Origin of the sequence: Paenibacillus sp. FSL R7-0302 (assembly GCF_038006885.1) — a bacterium.
Classification (GTDB): domain Bacteria; phylum Bacillota; class Bacilli; order Paenibacillales; family Paenibacillaceae; genus Paenibacillus_AQ.
The window spans coordinates 844,668-864,380 of record NZ_JBBOWB010000002.1 but is presented as its reverse complement, the minus strand read 5'-3'; the positions used below and the strand labels follow the sequence as shown (position 1 = coordinate 864,380).

The 19,713-nt window shown below is 54.1% G+C and carries 18 protein-coding genes and 1 pseudogene; 3 read left to right on the top strand and 16 right to left on the bottom strand.

All coding sequences use genetic code 11. The annotated features are described in order from the left end of the window. Positions 1-29: 29 nt before the first annotated feature. Positions 30-1,286, bottom strand: a complete 1,257-nt coding sequence (locus tag MKY96_RS29605; protein WP_340946072.1) for an acyltransferase family protein — start codon at positions 1,284-1,286, stop codon at positions 30-32. Positions 1,287-1,436: 150 nt separating this feature from the next. Next, entirely contained in the window at positions 1,437-1,913 is a 477-nt protein-coding gene (locus tag MKY96_RS29600) for a VOC family protein (protein WP_340946069.1), read from the bottom strand. Between the two features lie 99 nt (positions 1,914-2,012). Between MKY96_RS29600 and MKY96_RS29595 the strand changes: the two are divergent. Beyond that, positions 2,013-2,923, top strand: a pseudogene (locus tag MKY96_RS29595) (helix-turn-helix transcriptional regulator). Positions 2,924-2,950: 27 nt separating this feature from the next. On the opposite strand, the gene MKY96_RS29590 reads toward MKY96_RS29595, so the two are convergent. The 3 genes from MKY96_RS29590 to MKY96_RS29580 all read right to left on the bottom strand — a co-directional run bounded on the left by MKY96_RS29590 (position 2,951) and on the right by MKY96_RS29580 (position 6,070). After that, positions 2,951-3,970 (bottom strand): alpha/beta hydrolase family protein, encoded by a 1,020-nt coding sequence (locus tag MKY96_RS29590; RefSeq protein WP_340946066.1) that lies wholly within the window; start codon positions 3,968-3,970, stop codon positions 2,951-2,953. A gap of 359 nt (positions 3,971-4,329) precedes the next feature. After that, entirely contained in the window at positions 4,330-5,115 is a 786-nt protein-coding gene (locus tag MKY96_RS29585; protein ID WP_340946065.1) for a MerR family transcriptional regulator, read from the bottom strand. Positions 5,116-5,179: 64 nt separating this feature from the next. Beyond that, entirely contained in the window at positions 5,180-6,070 is an 891-nt protein-coding gene (locus MKY96_RS29580) for a LysR family transcriptional regulator (protein ID WP_340946062.1), read from the bottom strand. Positions 6,071-6,215: 145 nt separating this feature from the next. Between MKY96_RS29580 and MKY96_RS29575 the strand changes: the two genes are divergently transcribed. Next, positions 6,216-7,370: an MFS transporter gene (locus MKY96_RS29575; protein ID WP_445671503.1), complete on the top strand. Its 1,155-nt coding sequence runs from the start codon at positions 6,216-6,218 to the stop codon at positions 7,368-7,370. A 123-nt stretch (positions 7,371-7,493) separates the two neighbouring features. On the opposite strand, the gene MKY96_RS29570 is transcribed toward MKY96_RS29575, so the two are convergent. The 4 genes from MKY96_RS29570 to MKY96_RS29555 all read right to left on the bottom strand — a co-directional run bounded on the left by MKY96_RS29570 (position 7,494) and on the right by MKY96_RS29555 (position 11,486). After that, positions 7,494-9,017: a malate:quinone oxidoreductase gene (locus MKY96_RS29570; protein ID WP_340946058.1), complete on the bottom strand. Its 1,524-nt coding sequence runs from the start codon at positions 9,015-9,017 to the stop codon at positions 7,494-7,496. Positions 9,018-9,191: 174 nt separating this feature from the next. Next, positions 9,192-10,400, bottom strand: a complete 1,209-nt coding sequence (locus MKY96_RS29565; RefSeq protein WP_340946056.1) for a hypothetical protein — start codon at positions 10,398-10,400, stop codon at positions 9,192-9,194. A 189-nt stretch (positions 10,401-10,589) separates the two neighbouring features. Continuing rightward, a complete protein-coding gene (locus MKY96_RS29560; RefSeq protein ID WP_340946054.1) occupies positions 10,590-10,850 on the bottom strand; it encodes a hypothetical protein in 261 nt (86 codons plus the stop codon). Between the two features lie 87 nt (positions 10,851-10,937). Continuing rightward, positions 10,938-11,486 carry a pyridoxamine 5'-phosphate oxidase family protein gene (locus MKY96_RS29555; protein ID WP_340946053.1) on the bottom strand — a complete coding sequence of 183 codons (549 nt, stop codon included), beginning with the start codon at positions 11,484-11,486 and terminating at the stop codon, positions 10,938-10,940. 149 nt (positions 11,487-11,635) lie between these two features. Here MKY96_RS29555 and pdxR point away from each other — a divergent pair, with 149 nt between their 5' ends. Continuing rightward, on the top strand, positions 11,636-13,066 hold the full coding sequence (gene pdxR / locus MKY96_RS29550; protein WP_340946052.1) for a MocR-like pyridoxine biosynthesis transcription factor PdxR: 1,431 nt from the start codon (positions 11,636-11,638) through the stop codon (positions 13,064-13,066). On the opposite strand, the gene MKY96_RS29545 is transcribed toward pdxR, so the two are convergent. From MKY96_RS29545 to MKY96_RS29515, 7 genes are all read right to left on the bottom strand, one after another. Next, complete coding sequence (locus MKY96_RS29545; RefSeq protein ID WP_340946050.1) at positions 13,061-14,455, bottom strand: MFS transporter; 1,395 nt, start codon at positions 14,453-14,455, stop codon at positions 13,061-13,063. The genes pdxR and MKY96_RS29545 overlap by 6 nt on opposite strands. A 76-nt stretch (positions 14,456-14,531) precedes the next feature. After that, a complete protein-coding gene (locus tag MKY96_RS29540; protein WP_340946049.1) occupies positions 14,532-15,122 on the bottom strand; it encodes a TetR/AcrR family transcriptional regulator in 591 nt (196 codons plus the stop codon). A gap of 137 nt (positions 15,123-15,259) precedes the next feature. After that, positions 15,260-15,529 (bottom strand): hypothetical protein, encoded by a 270-nt coding sequence (locus tag MKY96_RS29535; RefSeq protein WP_340946047.1) that lies wholly within the window; start codon positions 15,527-15,529, stop codon positions 15,260-15,262. A 76-nt stretch (positions 15,530-15,605) separates the two neighbouring features. Then, positions 15,606-16,034, bottom strand: a complete 429-nt coding sequence (locus MKY96_RS29530) for a collagen-like protein (protein ID WP_340946046.1) — start codon at positions 16,032-16,034, stop codon at positions 15,606-15,608. Between the two features lie 143 nt (positions 16,035-16,177). Then, entirely contained in the window at positions 16,178-17,155 is a 978-nt protein-coding gene (locus MKY96_RS29525; protein WP_340946045.1) for a phosphotransferase, read from the bottom strand. Beyond that, positions 17,145-18,044 (bottom strand): NAD-dependent epimerase/dehydratase family protein, encoded by a 900-nt coding sequence (locus MKY96_RS29520; RefSeq protein WP_340946044.1) that lies wholly within the window; start codon positions 18,042-18,044, stop codon positions 17,145-17,147. The genes MKY96_RS29525 and MKY96_RS29520 overlap by 11 nt, the downstream gene beginning before the upstream one ends. 206 nt (positions 18,045-18,250) lie before the next feature. Further along, on the bottom strand, positions 18,251-19,573 hold the full coding sequence (locus tag MKY96_RS29515; RefSeq protein ID WP_340946043.1) for an SMI1/KNR4 family protein: 1,323 nt from the start codon (positions 19,571-19,573) through the stop codon (positions 18,251-18,253). Positions 19,574-19,713: the final 140 nt, after the last annotated feature.

Genomic DNA, 19,713 nt, shown 5'->3' with positions numbered 1-19,713 from the left:
ATTTCAAAAAGTCAACGGTCGGGTGAAGATTAGGCTGCCGCCTCCGCAGGCTTATCCTTCGGCTTGCGCCGGAAGAGCGGCTTGCCTTTGGACCAGTTAATGAACGGCTGTTCTATGGCGTAATACGAAATAGTGGCCGCTGCATACGAGATGACCACAACAGACATACTGATGCCCAGCCAGCGCCACACATCCCTGATCCCGGAATAATGGAAATCCTGAAGGCCATACTTCTCGATCAAGGTAATGAACAGATAGTGCCATATGTACAGGCCGAACGACACTTTGGCTGTAAACCGGAAGAAGCGGTTATCCAGCACACGCCCAACCACCCGGCTGAACGGTGCCGAGAACAGTACAATGCCAAACAGCATGGCATAGACCGGGAATAGATACGGCTGCTGCTGGAGACTGAAATCGAATTCGCCTGCGTGGCGCATCTGCCAGATCAGGAGACCGGCAAGACCCAGGGAAAACGCCGCGGCGGCATCGAACACACCAAGTCTGCTGAGCCTTTCCACTCTGGAGCGGCACTGCAGCAAGGCATTCGTGATGCCCGCCGCCAGAATGCCGATGGTGAAGTGGCCGAAGAAGCCGACCGGATTGTATCTCGGCATCCAGAATTTCGCGCCGCCGACCTGGCCATAGTCCCAGCCCCGGCCCTGCGCGCTTGGAGTAAACCAATGATGAATCAGGGCATTGGCGGTGAGCACCAACCCAAACACGGCGACCCAGAACAGGATCGCCTTACTGAAGGAATGCCGCTTACCGAGCAGGAATAACACCGCCATGAAGAGTGGCATCAGCAGGTAGCAGAATACCTCGAAGCTGATCGACCAGAGCGGGCCGTTCAAGTCGGAGGGGAAGAACGTGGTATAGTGGAAGCCCGATGTGAAGGTGAAGGCTGTGACAATACGCCGCCCTAAGTACTCCATCGGAATATCCAGCCTCCAGGTCAGGAGCAGGCAGACCAGCAGGGATACATAGAAGCCGGGCATAATTCTTGCGGCACGGCGCAGGGTGTACGTCCTCAAACTCGGATACGGCCTGTTATCGAGATATGCACTCCAGAAGGGAAACGACAGCAGGAAGCCGCTTAGCAGAAAAAACAAGCTGACCCCGCTGTTCCCCAGAAGCAGCACGGATTGCAGCTCCTGCAGCCAGGGCTTTTGTGCGGGCATGATCAGCTTTTGCGACAAGTGATGCAGGATGACTGACAGGCAGGCGATCGCACGAACGCCATCCGCTCCTGTTAGCCGGGTATTGCCCAGACGAATCGTTGACATCAGCTCAAATTCCTCTTTTCATGAGTGAATTCCTGAATATATGACGCAGACTGGTCTCAGGTACTCTATCTTTCCATAGATTCAGGCCAATTCCTTCAACGATTCAGGGCTTTAGCGGAGAAAATTTAACAAACTGTGATTTACGTCCCATTATTGCAATTTACTTGAATTCCCCTCCATGATCGCATCCAGAAACTGCTCGGCATCACTGTTGAATTTCCACCCCACACCATACTGGTCCACCAGCAAGCCGAAGCACGAAGACCATGGTGTAGCGGATAAAGGCATGATGACATGTCCGCCCGCAGACAGGCCCTTAAAGTACTCTTCCAGCTTCTGCTTGTCCTCCATCACCAGGCTGATCAGCATGGCATTCCCCTTCACCAGCTCTCCCATTACCGCTTGCATCGAGGGCAGAAGGTCGGACATCATAATTTTGCCGCCTGCGAATTCTATAGAGGATTCCATAATCATCGCTGACTCCTGCTCGGACAGAGGATAGTTCGGGTCCTGCGGCATATCTCCGAATTTGACCTTTTTCACTTGGGTGGCCTGTAGAGCCTCTGTGTAGAATTCAATCGCCTGTTCGGCAACACCATCGAAATTAAGATAAGCAATCGCTGACATTGAGCATAACCTCCTTCGTAAGATAAATGTAGTATAATACACGATAGGTGACGGCTGTATGTCACCGTTTCATACTCAACTCAAGAAAGAGGGAAGCGGATGGACAAGGTGGAGCGGCTGATTACCATCATTATGATTCTGCTCAAAAAAGACATTGTGCCCAGCAGTGAATTCGCCCAGTTATTCGGCGTGTCCAAACGGACGATTCTCCGCGATATGGAGACGCTCAGTCTGGCGCACATACCTATATACGCCACACCCGGCGTGCAGGGCGGCTATGGCATCATGGAAGAATACAAGGTGGATAAGCGCCTGTTGAGCAGCTCCGATCTGGAGAATATACTGGCTGCGCTCGGCGGGCTGGAGCAAATTCTGATCAGCGAAGACGTTGCCATGACGCTACGAAAAATAGAAGCGATGGTGAGTCCAATCGCTCCTAAGGGGTCGGTTCAACTGTCCTTCTATGATTGGGAGGGCCGCGCAGAGCTTGCCGGAGCCTTGAAGACCTGCCAGGAGGCCATCGCCGGGAGCTGGCTGCTGTCCTTCGGCTACACCGACAGATCCGGCACTCCGACGACACGGACAGTGGAGCCCTATCAGCTTCATTTCAGTGAATCGAGCTGGTATCTGAAGGCTTCTGCCTGGAGCGGATGGGGATACGGATGTTCAAGCTCTCCCGGATGGAGCAGCTTGAGCGTAAGGAACAGACGTTCAGCCCCAGAGCGGACATGCTGAATCAGGCACGGGAGGCTGAAGTTCCGCCGCAGTTAACCGAAGTGAAGGCGCTGATCTCGCCGGGGATTAAGGATCATTTCATTGAACGGTACGGCCGCAAGAGCATCGAAGCCTATAGCGCTGAACAACTGCTGGCTACGTTCTATATTCCGCAGCACCCGATCGGATATCAATTCCTGGCCGGCTTCGGCACCCGTCTGGAGATTATGGAGCCGAAGCCCTACCGTGAAGAATTCCGTAAGTATCTACTTGAAATGATGAGCCGGTATACGTAGTAATTACGGTGTTAAGGGAGCTGGCTGTTAGTCCAGTTCCTTAAGGAATTCCTCAATCCGGTCCATATAGCCCGGAACTGTGATGTGGCGCGGGGCAAAGAGACTGATCATGAGCGCCTTGACGCTGGAATCCGCCGTCTTCTTGCTCAGCATCGAATGCTCGGCCTCCGGGAAGACCGCCACGCTCAGCAGCTCCGGCTGGACGAGCTTGCGGTACACCTGCTCTGTCTCCTGCCAGTCTACATGAATATCCTGCTGGCCCAGCAGCAACAGCACCGGGGAATGGAATTGCTTAAGATCCTGCCCGGCATCCGACAGATAATTCTTGCTGACAAAAGTCCACCGCTCCCGCGTCATCAGGTCATCTTCCTTCACCGCAGCCAGATAGTCTTCATAGCCCGCCTTCCGCGCCAGAAGCTGCCTAACCTCGTTGTTAGCCGCCTCTTTGGCTGCGATTTCCGCCTCCGATTTCCCTTCCTGCAGCATCTGCTGCCGGGTATAATAGGCTCCTTGGCGCAGCCAGTTGACGGCCGGTGAGACCAGAATGCTGAAGGCGAGCGGCTCCTTGCCCGCCAGCTTGGGAATCACCCAGCCTGCCTGACTGGCACCCCACACCCCGATCCGGTCCGGATCGATATTCGGCTGCTTCCGGGCCCATGCGATAGCCTCGCGGGCTTCCTCCACCCGGTCATCTATACTCTGATCCAGCCAATTGCCTGCGGAACCACCGATACCTCTTTTATCCAGCGACAAGGAGGCATACCCCAGACTGGCTAACCGCTCCCATAGCGGCTTATACCCGTCATCATGCGAGGCATTAATCGGCCCGTCCCCATGGATGAAGAGCACAAGTCCCAGCTTGCCGGAAGATTGCGAAGCCTCCTTAGGCAGTACCAGCGTACCCGTCAACTTGCCTTCGGGCGACGCAATCTCGATGGCCTGCTCCGTCATCTCAAAGCGGTTCTGCTGCACAATATACAACCCCGCACCGCCAAGGAGCAGTACTACAATTAGCAGAGATATCCATAGTTTCTTCGTTGTCCTCATTTCTTTATCCCCCCCTCTGCTGAACCATGTATTCCCAGCTCAACTCATTGAACAATAAGTACAGGGTATAACGTGTCTCCCAGGCTTCCGTGTGGAAGGACCACTTCCCGTATAGCTGACGGGCATGCGGGTTACCGGCTGATACATGCAGGCTTGTGTATAGGGATCAGCCGGAGCATGCTGAAGCAGCAACTCGAAGCACTCTGCCAGCTCTGCCTCCTTCAGCCTGATCCGGTTCTGAAATTTCCCCTGAAAAGCCTCAGCCAGCAACCCACCTACCGCACGACTATACTTCGCTTCCATGGGCTCGATAGTAATTGGCGCTGTACTTATTGACGTTGTACCTGTTGGCATCGTTCTCATACGGAACCTCTCCCTTCCACAGGTGCAGCCGGGCCGATGCAGGCCCTCAGCTCATAATGCAGCTTGCCTTGAACGAACAGGGAGAGATAAGAACGTTCAATAACCACCAGCGGTCCCGCGAGAGGAATCGCTTGTGCAGCAGCATGCTCCAGTAATTGACTGATCCACTGTTCCAGCTCCTCCTCGCGGGCCACACATTGCAGAGTCAGATACTCCCCGTCCGGCAAAATCACCCCGCCCGCATCCGGCTGCTCCAGACACAAGGTTACCGCACCCGACTCCTCCAGCACATAATACATATCCGATTCGAACAGATCCGGTATCCCTGCCGCCTGCTCCGCAAGCAGCGCTGCACTCAGCTTCCTGTGTGAATCCAGCTTCATCACCTGCATAAGACTTGTAGCCTTACATTTCTTGATCTGAAAGGTCTCAGGCGAGGTGCTGTAGCTCTGCTGTTCCTCCAACATTTTACGGATGAACTGCCGAAGCTCCTGAAGACGCGCCAGCTCCTGTTCAATTCCTTCGAGAGAGTTCTCCAGCAGCCCGCGATGCTGCTCCGGACTATAGGTCATACATTCGTTAATCGACTGAACAGGCACTCCAAGCTTGCGGAGCAGCAGGATATGCGCGAGCTGATACACTTGATCCATACTGTACATTCTGTATTGATTCTCACCGGTATAAGCAGGCTGCAGCACACCCTTCTCTTCAAAATACCGGATCTGGTGGACCGACACATTCATCAGCTTGGCCAGTTCACTAATCGTTATTTCATTTCTCATCCTAATCACTCCCCGGACTGCGGCTTGGAATATCTCTACGATACACCCTGGGTCTGACCTAAGGTCAAGGGGAGGATTCGAGATCCCGGGCCAGATGGATAAAAGCCTCAATTGCCGGGGAGAGCCACTTCTCCTCATGCCAGAACATTTGGGTGGCAAAAGATACTGCGGTCAAATCCCACGGCAGGGAGATCAGCTCCCCCCGCTTCAATTCTTCGCTTACGGCCATTTCAGGGAGGATGGCAATGCCCATGCCCAGCTTCGCACATTGTTTGATGGCTTCTGCGCTGTGAAACTCCAATTCCGTAATGCCCGCCATTCCCTTCTGCGACAGGCTGCGCTCGAAGAAGCTGCGGTAGGAGCACCCTTGCTCCGTCAATAAGAACGTTTCACCGTGGAAATCCTCGATAGCCAGCGCCAGGCGCGACGCCAGCGGATGATCGGGAGCGGCCAGAAGGCAGAAGCGTTCCTCCCTTATTTTTTCTCCGCAAAATCCGCTCTCGCCCTTCACTTCATCCAGCATAAAGATCACATCGACATCCCCGTCCCGCAGACTCTGTCTGAGGCTTGAACTCACCAGCGGCAGGAAAATCAGCCGGACTCCGGGATGAAGCTGCCGGAACTTCTGTAACACAGCGGGGAGCCGGTAGGTGCATAATGTCTCATCTGCGCTGATTACGATGGTGCCTGTCAGCTCGCCGGGCTGCTTGAGCGCGTGCTGCGCCTCCTCCACCATACACAGGATGTTATCCGCATAACGCAGGAACGTTTTTCCGGTATCGGTTAACGTCACATTTTTGCCGAGCCGGTCCACCAGCTTCACCCCCAATTCTTCCTCCAGGGCCTTCATTTGCATCGTAACCGTTGAGGGAACGTAGTTCTGCGCTTCGGCGGCGCGGGCGAAATTGAGTGTGGAAGCCAGCGTATAAAAGGTTTTAAGTTGGCGTAATTCCATCTGTATCACTCCTTCATTCAAAAAAAATGAACGTTCCATTCAGAAACGTTTCTTTGACTTAACCTTAGCAGCATCGTAGAGTGATGACAAGAACGGCGGCCGATTCCGTTATGCATGTACAAGGATATGAAACCACAAGGAGCGAATGAACTTGAATAACCGATTGACGATATACATTCTGGCACTTGCCGTTTTTCTGATCGGGACGATTGAATATATTATTACCGGCGTCATTGAGATGATGGCGGCAGATCTTAGCGTATCCACCTCTGAAGTGGGGCTGATGGTGACCGTATTCGCGCTGTCCGCAGCGATTATTGCCCCGGTTCTCATTGCACTCACCCTCAATATGGACCGCAAAAAGCTGCTGCTGACCGCCCTCGGCGTGTTCATTGCCAGCAACGGGCTGATGCTTCTGAACCTGCCTTATGAAGCTATGCTGGGGGTACGGGTTATCCAAGGGGCAAGCGGGGGCATAGCTACCGTAGTCGCTATGGCTGTAGCTACACGGCTCGTGGAGAAGGAGCGCAGAGGCAATGCGATTGGCATTATTCTGATGGGACTGAGCAGCTCGCTGGTTCTGGGCGTTCCTGCCGGCACTTTTTTCAGCGAACACTTTGGGTGGAGGGCTCTGTTCATCATCGTCGGGGGGCTGAGCCTTGTTCCGCTGTTCATTATCTCTGCCAAGGTCCCTGCCATCAAAGAAAAAGAAGCCGTCACCCTCAGGATGCAGCTGTCTGTGCTGAAGGATTCCAGAATTGTTACTGCTCTGGCGATCACCTTACTATATGTAGGGGGTTACGCTACACTCTTCACTTATATTACCCCTTACCTGCAGGCCGCATCCTCACTGTCTGTGACCGAAATCAGCGGGGTGCTCTTCCTGGCGGGAGTCTGCAGCTTCATGGGCTCCAAGTTAGGCGGGCAATTGGCTGATTCCAAAGGATCGAAGTTCACCATAATTACGGGACTTCTGTTACAGGCAGCCACGCTCCTCCTGTTCGCGCTGGCAGGCGTTCATGTGATTGTCCTCCTACTGATCCTGATGATCTTCATGCTGGGGACCTGGAGCATCTCCCCTGCGCAGCAGCTCCTGCTGGTCACCCTGGTTCCCCGGAACCCGGATATGGCCCTGAGCGTAAACACCTCCTTCATCCAGTTCGGATTCGCGCTGGGATCGGGCTTAGGCGGCTTTGTGATCAGCCGCACCTCGGTGCTCCACCTGAACTGGGCGGGTCTCGCGGCTGTAGCGGTGGCTCTGATTCTGGCCATCCGGCTGTTCAAGACTCATAAGGCTTGATCTCTTTCGGGGTATAGGTTGGGCAGGTTTAATACAGCAAGACAAAGAGGCTATCCCAAGGGATGGCCTCTTTACACGTATACAAAAGCTGACAGGCTTGTGGTCAGCACACGCCAATCTTTTCTATAGATGATTGACCGCGACTGGCGGCTCATGCCCATCTGTTCCATTCGTCAGGCCCAGCGTTTGCGCTGCGGAAGCATGAATGTCGTTCAATAGCTTCGGGTTAGCGGACAGGGACATGCCGTAGGCAGGAATCATCTGCTTGATCTTCGGCTCCCAGGCCTTGATCTGCTGCGGGAAGCACCTGGTGATTACCTCCAGCATGACAGAGACGGCCGTTGACGCCCCTGGAGAGGCTCCCAGCAATGCGGCGATCGAGCCGTCAGCACTGCTGATCACTTCCGTTCCGAATTGAAGCATGCCTTTACCGGCTGCTGTATCCTTAATAATCTGCACCCGCTGGCCCGCCACCACCAGCTCCCAATCCTCGCTCTTCGCATCCGGGATGAACTCCCGCAGCGCTTCCATGCGCTGTTCTTTGGACAGCATGACCTGCCCGATCAGATACTTGGTCAATGACAGGTTCTTCGCTCCTGCTGCAAGCATCGTAACCAGATTATCCGGCTTGACCGAGGTAATCAGATCGAACATGGAGCCGTATTTCAGGAACTTGGGCGAGAAGCCGGCAAACGGCCCGAAGAACAGGGATTCCTGCTTATCGATCACCCGGGTATCCAGATGCGGAACAGACATCGGAGGCGCACCCACCGCAGCCTTACCGTACACCTTGGCATGATGCTGGGCTACAATCTCCGGCTTCTTGCAGACCATGAACAGTCCGCTTACCGGGAATCCGCCAATCTTTTTACCTTCCGGGATGCCGGATTTCTGCAGCAGATGCAGGCTTCCTCCCCCGCCGCCGATGAAGACGAACTTGGCGTTATGACGCTCTGTTGCGCCGCTGGCGAGATTCTTCACCTTCAGCTCCCAGGAGCCGTCCTGCGCGCGCTTCAGGTCATCCACCTGATGATTATATCTAATATCGGTGTTATTGCTCTGCAAGTGGTTGAACAGCATACGGGTCAGGGCGCCGAAGTTCACATCCGTTCCCGAATCGATTTTGGTAGCCGCTATCGGCTGGTCCAGCTTCCGGTTCTTCATCATCAGCGGTATCCATTCCATCAGCTGCCTTGGATCATCGGAGAATTCCATGCCTTGAAACAGCGGACTGTTTGAAAGCGCTTCAAATCGTTTTTGTAAAAATGTTACGTCCTTCTGCCCTTCCACAAAGCTCATATGTGGCACAGGAACAATGAAATCCTGCGGATTGTGTATTCGTTTCTGGCTCACCAGATAGGACCAGAATTGCTTGGAGAACTGAAATTCCTCGTTCACCTTAATCGCCTTGCTGATGTCGATCGATCCGTCCGGCTGCTCTGTAGTATAGTTAAGCTCGCAGAGTGAAGAATGCCCCGTTCCCGCATTGTTCCATTCCCCCGAGCTTTCCTCCCCGGCACCCGCACGCCGCTCAAACACGGTTATTTTCCAATCCGGTACTAATTCCTTTAACAGTGAACCAAGTGTTGCACTCATGATTCCAGCACCAATTAAAATAACGTCTGTTTTTGTTTGTTGGTTGCTCATATTATACCGTCCTTCTACCCTACGATTTGCAGGAAGGATGCAGACACTCCTGCTTAGGCGCCATAGCAAGCCAGCGCGGACCAGGTCACACACCGTTTGGATCAATCCTGATCCTAGTTTATCACTAATGAAACTAAATTTTAAGATTTATCTTATTTTTTATAAACTTTTTAATTAATAATCACGGGCCGCATCGAACCAGCCCTGCGCCGCTTCCTCTGTTATAGGCTGCCCGAGCTGGTGCTCTGACTGGCTGAGCTGCCATACCGCTTCGCCCAGGTCTTCCCTCTCGGTAGTCTCGATGCCCTTCAGTGAATTGAAGCGCAGAGTGAAGGCGGTAATGGCTGCTTCTGCCTCTTCAAGACTGCGGGCCTCCGCCAAGGCTGCCTGCGCAGCATCGTAGGCTTCGTTCGCCAGCTTGGCCAGACGCTTCGGCCAGGCGGAGAACGGGCGGCCGTACTCACTCGCCCACCACTCCGGCTTTCTCAGCTGGCTCACAGACGCATACTCATCCCAAGGGCGCACCTTGGCCCGCGCCTTCATCTGCTGCCTTAGACGCTTACCGCCGGCCTCTTCCACATTGAAGGCAATGAACCGGTCCAGCAGCGGCCACGTATCCAGCGAAGGCAGACCGTCAAGCTCCGGCATGAAGCGCAGCTCCAGGCTGGTCAGCCCGGTAAGGCGGGCAAGTGCTTCCAGATCGCAGAAGCTTCCCCACAGGCTCAGGGATTCCAGGTTCGGGAACTGCTCCAGGCCCGCCAGCGAGACGGGCTGGCCCAGCGGCGGGTTATTCAGCGCCAGAGTGGTCACCTCATGCAGCATGCCCAAGTCCGGCAACCGGTAAGGCGCATCGCTCTTGCGCCGGCTGGTGTCCGGCACCAGGGCCAGATAAGCCGGCAGATGGCCGGAAGCCGAGAAGAGCGTCAGATCGCCGGACAGGCTCAGGTTGTACAGCTTCTCCGGCAGGACAAGGCTCAGCCCTCCATTTACCAGAGGACCCAGTTTGATACCCAGGGTATAGATATCCGCCCGGCTACCGTCCAAGGATGCAGCCTCCGGCAGCACCGGAGTCCAGCTTATATTCTCGATCGGCCGCTGCTCTGCCCACTCCAGGAAGCCCGTGTCACCGCCGGTATAGCTTATATAACGCGGCCATGGCGAGCCGGCGGGGGTGGCGAAGGGCTCGAAGACGGACCAGTTGATGCGCTCATCCGCAGCGACCAGCACCTCTGCCGGTGGCTTCGATTCCCGGGGGCCGATCGATAAGCTGCCAACCCCAGCCTTACGGACCAGTGTGTGGCTGCCAGGGCCAGTGAGGTCAATGACGTAGTTCCCTGGTTCTGTAATCGGAGCCGGGGGAAGAGATTGGTTATCTTTGGACATTTGCTTCATCCTTTCTGCTTGATCCTACCTGTATTCACGAAACTACTAATATTCTCCAGACTACCTTTGTTTGCTATACTAACTCAACCATACGATATCCTGGGGCTCACAGCAACTTTGCCGGCCCTCTATCCTCGCTTACATTTGGTCCACAAGCCCCCACCCTGCCCATTGTGATCGGTTTTTCGATTACATTTCCGTCCATTCCCCCTCGCGGCCCATTGTAATCGGTTTTCCGATTACATTTCCGTCCATTCCTCCCTCGCGACGCATTGTAATCGGTTTTCCGCTTACATTTCCGTCCATTCCTCCCTCGCGACGCATTGTAATCGGTTTTCCGCTTACATCTCCGTCCATTCCCCCCTCGCGACGCATTGTAATCGGTTTTTCGATTACATCCGGCCCAGCACATCCCCCGCCCTGCCCCGCCCATTGTGTTCGGTTTTTCACATATATTCGGCCCGCGCCATAACGCAAACAGGCCCGGGCCGTTACCGGCCCGAGCACTTATTCTATATTCAGTTTGGAGTACAGTCCCTACACGCCATGCCCCACATTCGTCCCTGCCTTGTACATACTCTCCGCTTCAACCGGGTTCTCTTTGGCTGTCAGATGCTGCGGAGTGATCCGGTACACTTGTACGGGCCCGCCGTACACAGCCGACCGGTATTTCTCGACATGCTGCTTGGACAGAGGCCGGTTATAGTAACCGGGCACATACTTGTTCACCATCTCCTGCAGGACCTGCGTAGCCTCATCCAGATCCGTCACCGGCTCTGCCTGGCCGAAGACCATCACGCTCATATAAGCGGTATCCGTCTTGGCGGGCACGGGGTTCGTGATCGTTCCGTATTCCTCACAGACCGTGAAGCATACCTCTGAATTGTCACTCATCACCTGATTGCGTCTTCCATCCCCGGCCCCGTGGATATACAGCTTGCCGTCCATCCATACATAGTTAAGCGGCACAACATACGGGAGATTACCATCGACTAATCCCAGAAACCCAATTCTCGCCTGCTTCAAAAACTGTTCAATCCTCGCCTCATCCTTACATTCCCTGACCTTGTAACGAACCGGATTCATATCGAACCCTCTCCTTCCCGCGTCCTCCGCGTATACGTTATTCGGTAGTATATCAGCTATTGGATTGTGCTAAAATATCCAAAGAGGACGGTTCTTGGCAATCCATAATGCAAATACGGAACCAAAGCTACGATTAGGAGGGATTCCTCATGATGTTCGTCAACCGTAACGACAAGGCCCCGATCTGGCAGCAATTGCTGAATCAGGCCATTCATAATATTACACAAGGCATCTGGGCGCCGGGTGAGCTGCTGCTCCCTTCCCGTGAACTCGCCGAGCAGCTGGGAGTCTCCCGCTCCACGGTGCAGCTCGTCTATGAGGAACTGCTGAGCAGAGGATATACCGTAACCTCCCGGCGGGGCGGAACACGGGTCAGCCACTGGAATCCGTCCATCCAGACTACCCGGGAGACCATGCCGGAAGGACCCGTTCCTCCCTCAATCCCCCTGCTGAACTCGGCGGTAGATCAGCTGCAAGACTGGTTCGGAGGCCATCTGCCTCAGGAGGTGGAGATCGATTTCACCCCCCACGAGCCCTATGTGGATAGGACCTTCCAGAACCACTGGCGGCAATCTCTGCTTCACGCCTCTGCCGCAATGGACCTATCCGATTGGTCCTACGGTAATCCCTATGGTCTCCTGCCGCTCAGGGAACAGATTCAGCGTTACTTGCTGCTTGAGCGGGGCATACGGATTGAGCTCAATCAGATTCTGTTGACCTCAGGCGCGCAGCACAGCCTTGACCTGATTGCCCAATCCCTGCTCACGGAAGGAGATACCGTCTCTGTGGAAGATCCCGGCTTCCCTGCGGCCTGGATGGCGATGAATTACCGGCGGATGCACGTAGCCCCTGTCCCGGTAGACGGACATGGTCTTGTGGTTGACCAGATCCACCCGAATTCCAGGCTGGTCTTCGTAACTCCATCGCACCAGTGCGCCATAGGCTCCGTGATGTCAGAGCCGCGCAGGCAGCAGTTGCTGCATCAGGCCGTGCAGGAGCAGCTATGGATTATAGAAGACGGCTATGACAGTGAATTCCGCTACCGTGGCGACCCTCTGCCCACGCTCTATAGCCAAGCTCCGAATAATACCCTGTATCTGATGAGCTTCTCCAAAATGATCGCCCCGGCCATCCGCATCTCGGCGATTGTCGGCCCGGCGCGGGCCATTGCCCAGTTGGCGCGTGTACAGGAGCTGACCTACCGCCACCTTCCCGTGATGGACCAGCTCACCTTGACTCATTTTATTCAAAAGGGGCACTTCATGCGCCATATGCGCAGAGTCCGCAATGTGTACCGCCGCAGACATGAGGCCATCACCAAGGCGATAACCGCAAGCGGTCTAGGCGAGCGGTTCACCCTGAGCGGAGCAGAGACGGGACTGCATGTATTCCTTGAGGCAGAATCAGACTACGATGAGGAAGCCGTGACCCGGTTAACCCTGGAGCAGGGAATCCGGGTATATCCTCTTGCGCACTACTGTCTGGAGAGCCGCAGGAAGGGTTGGGTGCTGGGTTTTGCCAAGGTGGATGAGACCTTAATTGAGCAGGGGATTCACCGGCTGGCCGGTCTGTTATTATAAGCCCCTGCTTATGGTCCCGGATGATCTGCTCTCCTTGCGCCCGAACTGCACATAATAAACCATGCTCACCGCCATAACCAGAACAGCAAGCACCGTGAAAATATTACTAAACACAAAGGAAGCCTCATTTCCAGGTATAGGATTGAACGCCGCTGCCGGGGCACCGGAGTCGAGCACCTTGCCCAAGACGGCCGTCGATGTAGCGGCTGAGATGAAGGTGAGCATGGAGAACAGCCCCATCCCCACTCCTGTCTGCTCTGGGGTCAACGTCCGCGAGACCGTATTGGACATAGCAATCTGCATGAACGACTGGCCCAGCACACAGAAGATGAGCGAGATCGAGACCAGGACCGCTGATCCTCCAGCTACGGAAGACAAGCACAGGAAGCCTATCCCCAGAAGTGAGGCCGCCGTATACACGAGCCGCGGATTCCCGTGCTCATCTGCCAGCTTACCGCCCTTACGGCCCAGAACCGTGGTAACGATAGCTGCGGGCAGCATGACGATTCCAATATAGGCGGGAGACAGGCCGTTTACAAGTGTCAGCAGCTGCGGGATGAGATATGGAGTGCTGAAGCTGATGCCTGTAATGCAGAAGGTAATGATCAGGATGATCGCATACTGCCTGTTGCGGAAAATATCAGGATGGATAAACGGAGCCGCAGCGGAGCGGATACGCAGAATAAACAGAATGAGCATCAGAACCGCTGCCAGCGCAAACCGGAAGCTCCCGTTCGTTAGCGCCAAAAGGATAGCCGTTACCGCCCCAGCCAGCAATATCCCGCCAAGCCAGTCGATCGAAGCAGCCTTCCTTGATTCATCCTGCAGATATTTGCGGTAGACTGGCAGTGTCAGCAGCGACAGCAACGGAATGAGGAATAGAACCCGCCAGCTCCAGGCGCTGATGACCATCCCGGCAATAATCGGGCCCAGCGCTGTACCCAAGGCTATCCCGATAGCAGAGGTACCCAGCGCACGGCCTCTTTTCTCGGGAGAAAAGTAACGGATCGGGATGATCATCGCCATAGCAGGAATCACAGAAGCCCCGCCTGCCTGAACTACACGGCCCGCAATGATCATCCAATATTCGGTAGCGGCAACGCCAGCCATAGAACCCAGGACAAAGAGTAATAATCCATACGTCAGCAGGTCCTTCAGCCGGTACTTCTCCGTCAATTTGCCAAAAGTAACCGCACCGACAGCATATACAATCATATAACTGGTAATGACCCAGCTCACCTGGGATGGTGATAATTCAAATTCCTTACTGATCGTAGGCAGCACAATATTGAACATATTCGCATTCATTGACGAAATCACCAGGGTAAAAACGAGTGCGCGCATTAACACATTACCTTTGGTAGTAGGGGTTACAGCATGATTCTCCATAGGTGGTGCTCCTCTCTCCGTATATCAATTCGATAAGGTTAGTCAGTACTTACTGTCATTTCATTCAAAAAAACAACTAGGGCGTTAACGCCCTAGTAAACGTCTGGACACTTGCCGTGATGAATTCATCCAGCGACACCGAAGTGAAATTCCCCTCATCGTCCAGATTGTTCAGGAATGCGCCATAATTCATCACCATAAATTGCACAGCCTGCACTCTGGGATTCCCGGGAATCAGCTTCCCCCGCTCGGTCATGGTCTTGAAATAATCCGTCAGATTCCGCATCAACTGCTCCGGGGCGGTTCTGCTATACTCCTTAAGACCGGGGAGCTGATCCCCTTCCTTGATAAATATCATGTTCATCTTCCGGTTGCGGTTCATAATCTCATGATACGTCCGGCTGACCAGAAGCAGATCGGTAGGAAGATCCCATATGATGCTTTCATTGAACAGCCTGGCCATATCTTCGGTATAATGAAACCGGTCGAAGGCCCGCTCCAGCAGGTTCAGCTTGGTTCCGAACTGGCGGAACAGCGTCTTCTCGCTTAAGCCTGCCGCCGCCGCAATCTCCTGGGTGGTCACACTCTTGTAGCCCTTCTCTGCGAATAGATCAATGGCAGCGGTCAGGAGTTTATCACTGGTACTTAGCGATTTGCTCTCCATCATCATGTTCCTCATTTCAAAAGTTGACTGTCAGTACTAACTGACATATTAGACTAAGAATACACCCTGCTCCCGAATTTAGCAAGGTGTATCGTTCTGCCCGCTATCACTTAAGCCGTTTCCAGCTCAATATGCTTGTCCTATTCTAATAGCGAGGTAACGCCCAGTGCAGCAAATAGGAGCAAGCCCAGCCCCAACAGAATGCCGCCCATCAGCGAATACCGTACTTCCCGCTGAAACGATGCGGTGCCTGGGCCTCCAGGTGCCGGCGGGCCGGGCTGGGCTACCGCGCCTTCCAGACGGGTACGCTTGCCCGTACGCCGCCGTTGATAGCCAATAATGAGTAGTACAATCCCCAGCAGACTCAAGAAGCTGCCAGGGTAGACGAATGCCATCCATAGGTTCCCCATGGTACACCTCCCTGTCTAGTTGTCTTGCTGTATACTTAACCAGCACAAGTGAGGCCAAACAGGGAGATAGGTCAACCTAGAAGCAGGTGAACGAGCTAACCCGGTTCAAATCAACGCCGTAGTATCCCCAGAAGAAGCCGTTCCATCTGAAGCCTGCGACCGAACTTCTGCCCACGAATACCGGGTAGAACCAGAACTGCTCACCATTATTCAGCCAGATATAGGTGTTGCGGAACAGGCATCCTCTGATGCCTCCGGGGTCAACCGCATAAGCCGTGACCGCTGGTGCTTGCGGTACGAATTGCGGCGGTGGCGCCGTCGGTGCGGCTACTCCTCCCGGCGCACCCCCGGGCGCCCCCGGAAAACCTCCAGGCCCTCCGCCTGGAATCCCAGGCAAACCTGGTATCCCCGGAGTCCCCGGCCCTCCCGGCAAGCCTGGTCCACCCGGAAATCCCGGTATCCCCGGAAATCCTCCGCCGCCTCCCGGCACTGGTATAAATCCCATATATATCACTCCTCTTTCGCTTCATTAGGCATAATCATCATATGCATTCGCGGAGAAGATGCCTGGGCGGGTGCCCAGCTGCAATGGGCTTTTAACAGTATTCCGCCTAGCGGAGGGTAATCGGCACTATAGCTCATGGATCATCAGGCTATATCGTAAGAGCGGAACTCATCAATGAACTCCTCCAGCCAGTCTTCCGTGTAATCCAGCGCCCCGCTGTCACTGATGAACTCGACATCAAGTCCCATCACCCACAACCGGCGGGCAATCATAAACAGATCAATTGCAGATTCATCTTGTTCCGAGAAGTCTCTGACCGAGCGGTAGCCTGACATTAACGCCTGCCACAGCGGTTCCTTCTTCTCCTGCGGCAGACGTTTTCTGTGCCGGACCTGGGCCAAGTCGTAGGCGCGCCAACCTTGTGCCGCCCATTCAAAATCATAATGCGTGAACGCATCGCCCTCCTGGAAGGCATTATTGTTCCCGTGCAAATCTCCGTGGCAGATGCCCCAGTCCAGGCCCGGACTGGCAGCGATGATCCGCTCCGTTAATGCACCGGCGAACTCGCGCAGATAGGCAGCTGAGCGGTGTCCCTCGCCGAGATAATCCACAATACGGTTCAGCGGCTGGAGGATCAGAGCGCGGGTATCCAGATCCGGTCTAGGCAGATCCAAGGAAACCCTGTCCAGGGCAGCGTGCAATTCAGCAGCAGATTTCCCGAAGGAAGCACATGATTCCTCATCATGCAGCACGTTCTCAGTGCCTGTCAGATAGCTGTAAATCACGGCAACTCTCGGGCCCTCCGGCGCATCGATGACCGTATATAAGCTGCTGTTCTTTTGAGGGAGGGGAACGGAAACCTTTGTATTTACTGCGCTTAATTGGTGTTCCAGCTGTGTCAGCAGAGACAATTCATAGACAACATCACTTTCAGCTATCGATTGGCGGTAGATCCGAAGAATATAAGTACCTGTGCCAGTACGGATTCTGTAAGTATCGTTTAAGCCGCGTAACCAGAACAGGCAATCTCGCCAATCCCCAATGTCATACAGAGGACTAAGGCAATATTCCAAATACTTTGGATCTAGAACGGAACGCATGGCCTTCGGTTTATGATACATTTAGCTCTCCCCTAGCTTGCTGCTCCAGCCGGACAACGGTCTCCTCGAACGTTTTGACCGGACTGTAGCCGAGCTCGTTTTTTATTTTGTCGCAACTATACGCCGTTCTTATAGGGTCCCCGCCCGGTATAATGAACTTCTTATTCAGGGCAAGCCCGATACGCATCGTAAAATCTTTTTCCGGATAATTTCCGTCAATTGCGTTATAGCACTGGTTCCCAGCCGCAGGCTGCGTCGCTGCCAGTACACACATCTCAGCCAGGTTGTCCGCATGCACCCAAGGCGTTAAGTCCTCCGGATGAATCCAGTCCACTTCCGCAGAATCAGCAAGCTTAGCGATCAGCCGGTCGCCCCAGTGCGAGTTATATTCAGAGCAGATCACTCCAGGACGCAGAATAACACTTGTCAAACCGTTAGCCATTGCAGCCTGTACGATCCGTTCCGATTCGCATTTGGTTGAAATGTATACCTCCCCGTGGCCGAAGGCAAGGCTGCTTGACTCATCCAGCTCCACCTCTCCATCAAAATGACCATAGACCGATACTGTAGAAATATGCACGAAGCGTTCCACTCCCGCGGATATTGCCCCGTCCACCAGACTTTGCACCCCCTGGATGTTGGACGCCTCGGCAATCACCCGGTCCTCACCCAGATATGCCGCAGCGTGAATAATAATATTCACATTCCTGAGCGCTTCCGCGATGACGGCTCTATCTGTCAAGTCTCCGATGACAGGTGTAATGCCGAGCTCTTCACATCGCACGATCTGGTCCCTATTTCGGATAAGTCCCTTGACCTCCGCTCCCTCGCTAACACATCTTCTGGCTATTTTATCTCCTGCCGTGCCCGTAACGCCTGTTACGAGAACGACTTTATCTCGAAGTCTCATGGGAACACTCCTATTAGAACATTGTTTTATTTGCATAGTCTAACTTTTCTTATGAATCTCACAATAGTAGTGAGGAGGACATAAAAGGCAGCTTAACGACATCTTCAACCGGTATTCATTTGATAATCATTCCGGGCCGGGGAAGATTGGGCCTATCTGACGGCGGTGAGGGCTACATCTAATCCTGAATAGGCCGGGCCAACTCCTCAGTCCAAATAATCATCCGGCAGGTGCAGCTCCCGCAGGCAAGCGGTGAATTTCTCCCTGAAATTAGGATTTCCTCTGTATTCGGGCCATATCGCCTTATAGTAAGTCAGCAGCTTCCCGTGTGGAATAACATCCCAATGTGAAATAGAGCTGCGCAGTACCTCTGTACCTCCAGTACGGAACATCTGCTCAATGATCTGCCAGCTCTCCTGCTTATTCCCGCAGTCTCTCACGGCATAGATCGCAGTCGTCTGCATAACCAGGCTGGTATGGCACAGGAAGGGTGCGAAATCGCGGAGGTTCACAGCATCGCAGTCTTTGAGGATATAACCTGCATAACGCAGAGTTTCCGCGTCATTAATCCGTTCAAGCCTCTGCCGGATCAGTGGAATGAATTCGGTCCGGTCCTCATTCTTGCCGTAAGTATGCAGAATGCTTAAGGCGCGGAGCGATCCCTCAGCGTCATCCGACTGCAGCAGCTTCAGCAGATAGGGTCTGCCCGCCGCAAAGGACGTTTTGCAGAGCAGCGAGATGGCTGTTTTGGAATCCCTGGGGCTATGCTCCGTCACATGCTTCAGGAATTCCAGGGTCGACGGGGCGATTCGCTTGAACTTGAACATGGCCTCCAGCGCCTTGGCCTGCAGCTTCCCGTCAGGAGTGTTCCGATACAGCTGAATAAGCGTATTCTCGTCACCCGGCAGCCGGCTGCCAAACCATGCGTTGTCATAATCCAGAATAATCTCATCCAGCCAGCGCTCGTACCAGTCCAGGAAGTTATCTTCATAGACGAAGAAGAACGGGCGGTCAGGGAAAAATTCCGAGGTATACACAATCCTCCCCCGGTGCTCCCCTTCCAACACGAGATACATCTCATATTCGCAGCCCTGGGTGCCGATACACAGCATTCCGCCAAGCGCCATGTTTCTCGCTTCCTCGTACTCTTCATCCGAGATGTCCCGTTCCCCCGTCAGAGGCTCCGTCAAGAGATTCCATTCCTCTGGGATCATCCCCGGATAAAGTGCCGCCCGCCCCTGAAGTGCCGGAAGCTCGGTATAGGAGGTTGCCTGTCCAAGGGGATAGATCCCGTAATACGGTCCCGCCCCGCCGTTCCCGATCTCTGTCAAGAACCGGGCGAACGGTTCAGGAAGCCTGATCCCATATTGTGCCTCCCAGTCCGCCAGCTCGCCTGCTGTAAGCTTTTCTTTCAGCTTATATCGATGCGATGAAGCCCCAAATTCCGCGAACTCCGCATCCTTGCGCAGGGCCTGCTCCAGCTTCGTCCTGATCCGCTCAAGCTGATCAGCCTGCTTCTCTAATTCCATGATGATCCCTCCTGCATATTCAAAGAATGTCACATAATGGCCTGGCCGATTGTCTTCCATCATATCACACCCTGCATATGTTCCAGGCTCCTCGTTTACCAGACAAGAATAAGCCCGCCGTCACGGTGAAATGACAGGCG